General features: G+C 50.9%; 3 protein-coding genes. All 3 read right to left on the bottom strand.

Annotated features, from left to right (window positions below; genetic code table 11):
- Nucleotides 1–1025: RagB/SusD family nutrient uptake outer membrane protein (locus B5F34_RS17075; protein ID WP_204245636.1), on the bottom strand; the 1025-nt coding region annotated here is incomplete at its 3' end.
- A 17-nt stretch (nucleotides 1026–1042) separates the two neighbouring features.
- Nucleotides 1043–1801, bottom strand: a complete 759-nt coding sequence (locus tag B5F34_RS18030) for a hypothetical protein (protein ID WP_239449026.1) — start codon at nucleotides 1799–1801, stop codon at nucleotides 1043–1045.
- Nucleotides 1802–1804: 3 nt separating this feature from the next.
- Nucleotides 1805–2311: TonB-dependent receptor (locus B5F34_RS18025; protein ID WP_239449025.1), on the bottom strand; the 507-nt coding region annotated here is incomplete at its 5' end.

Here is a 2311-nt window from a genome sequence, read left to right as displayed (position 1 = left end):
ATCAAATAAGAATCGACCATAGAGCGGGTATATCCCGTATTGCCGCTTCCGTTGCGTTGCAGGTAGTCCACTGTCCAGTGAGTGGAAGTAGCATCGGAGCTGGTGCTATATTGTCTCCAGAGCAGGATTTCATCCATGCCGCTCAAATCTACCGAGTTGAACATAGCCGCATAGTCGCCATAGAGACCATGCCCCTGTGCAACGATGTCGGCAGCTTCGATGGCTTCTTGCAGGAAGAAACGGATTTCCTCATCCGCATTATACTCGTAACCGCTCAGGTAGCTCATCTCGGCACCCGGCCATCCCGGTCCGTTGGGCACGAATGCCGTATTGGCATGGTATTTCTCCCACGTACCTTCAAACAAGGCCACACGGCTCTTCATCAGGGCGGCACAATCGCGTGTCAGGCGGTTGGTCATGGGAGGAGTAGCCAGCATGTAGTCATAAGCCAGGTCCAAATCAGAGATGATGAAACGCGCCACTTCATTGCGCGGACGGCGTTGCGAAGCCTCCCGGACAACGTTGTAATCATCGGTCAGCGTAGTGGTCAGAATGGGAAAGTCGCCCAGATTCTTCAACGCCAGGAAATAGAAATAAGCACGGAAGAAATACATCTCGCCGATATAATGTCTAATATTTGCGTCTAAACCGGTTATCTCACCATTCGCGTACCGTTCCGGAACTCTTTCCAGGAAATAGTTTGCAGCACGTATCACAGAGAAGTAAGAATTCCACAGGGAATAATCGCCCACATACGTCTGTCCCGTCACAAACAGGGTACTGGGCGAGGCTGCCGTCTGGTTGTCCGTTCCATTATCATCGTCAAACAGTCCCAAATCATACCCGGTACCGTGTGAAGGCAAGTTGCCATACAAATTGGCTGCATAAGCGCCCAAGTCACCCTCAGCATACAGATAGTCTGTAGTAGACACGCTGGTGATGGGTTCCAGATCCAAGAAATCGTTGCAGGAAGTGGTTGTCAGCCCTGCCGCGAATATAAGTGAATAAAATATTGTCTTTTTCATCGTAATATCAGTTATTGTTAGAATGTTACATTTACACCAAACGACACCGTTGCCTGGAGCGGATACGTCTTACCGGAGTTGCTGCCCGTATAACCGGAATAAGCAGTTTCCGGGTCAAAGCCGTTGGGCAGGCTTGAGATAGTCAGTATGTTCTCTGCGCTGACATAGAAGCGGATGTATTCCATGCCTATCTTATCCATTACTTTCTTGGGCAAGGTATAACCCAACTGGATATTCTTCAAACGCATGTAGGCGCCGTTTTGCATGTAGCGGCTTTGCACCTGTTGGTTCTTGGTGTCACTCATATAAGGACGGGGGAAATAAGCATCCGTATTCGGACCGAACACAGAAGTCGTATTCTCCGGACGGTAGTAGTCCAGATGCGGTTCCAGACCGGTAGACTGCCATTCGCCGCCACTCAATCCCCAGAATACAGGACCGTCGAGCCACAGATCACGCTTGGCCACACCCTGCCAGAACATGCTGAAATCAATGCCTTTCCAATCCAGGCCCATAGTCAGACCGAAGCGGAAACGCGGCGTGCTGTTACCCAGTTTCACCATATCGCCCGGATCGCTCAGCGTATTGGCGCCCGTGTTGATAATGCCGTCCCCATTCTGGTCCGTGTACATAATGTCACCTTCTGTCCAGCCCGAACCCCAGGAAGGAGTATTATTCACCAGCCATTCGTCCATTTCGGCCTGGCTCTTAGCTATGCCATGTGTCACATATCCCCAGATGTCATTCAGTTCCTGGCCTTCGTAATAGGTAGACAAAGACTAGGACTCGTTGGGATAGCGCTCTACAAACGAACGGGAATCCGAGATATTGAAACCAACATTGTAACCGACTGATCCTATCTGGTCGCGCCAGTTAAGGGCAAGTTCCCAACCTTTCGTCTTCAAGTCCGTATTGTTGGTAGACGGCATGCTGGTACCATAGATATGGGCAATCTCGGCAGCAGGGCCTACCATGTCCAAAGTCTTGCGGATAAAGTAGTCGAAGTTGGCGGTAAAGCGGCTGTTGAACATGGCCAGGTCGAAGCCGACGTTCAGCGACTGTACGGTTTCCCAGGTCAGCGTAGAGCTGATAGAACCGGGCACAGAAGCCACCGTGGGATAAGCACCGTCCATCAACCATCCACCTCCATTGGGAGTTACGGACTGTGACAGATACATGGGATAATAGGAAGAGGTGTTCTGGTTGCCCAGCGTACCCCAAGAAATACGGGGCTTCAACTGGCTCATCAAGGTCTCATCCAAGGGGAAGAATTCCTCGCGTGCAAC

The sequence above is a fragment of the Mediterranea sp. An20 genome, assembly GCF_002160055.1.
Taxonomy (GTDB): Bacteria; Bacteroidota; Bacteroidia; order Bacteroidales; family Bacteroidaceae; genus Bacteroides; species Bacteroides avicola.
This window is presented reverse-complemented; position numbering and strand designations above follow the sequence as displayed.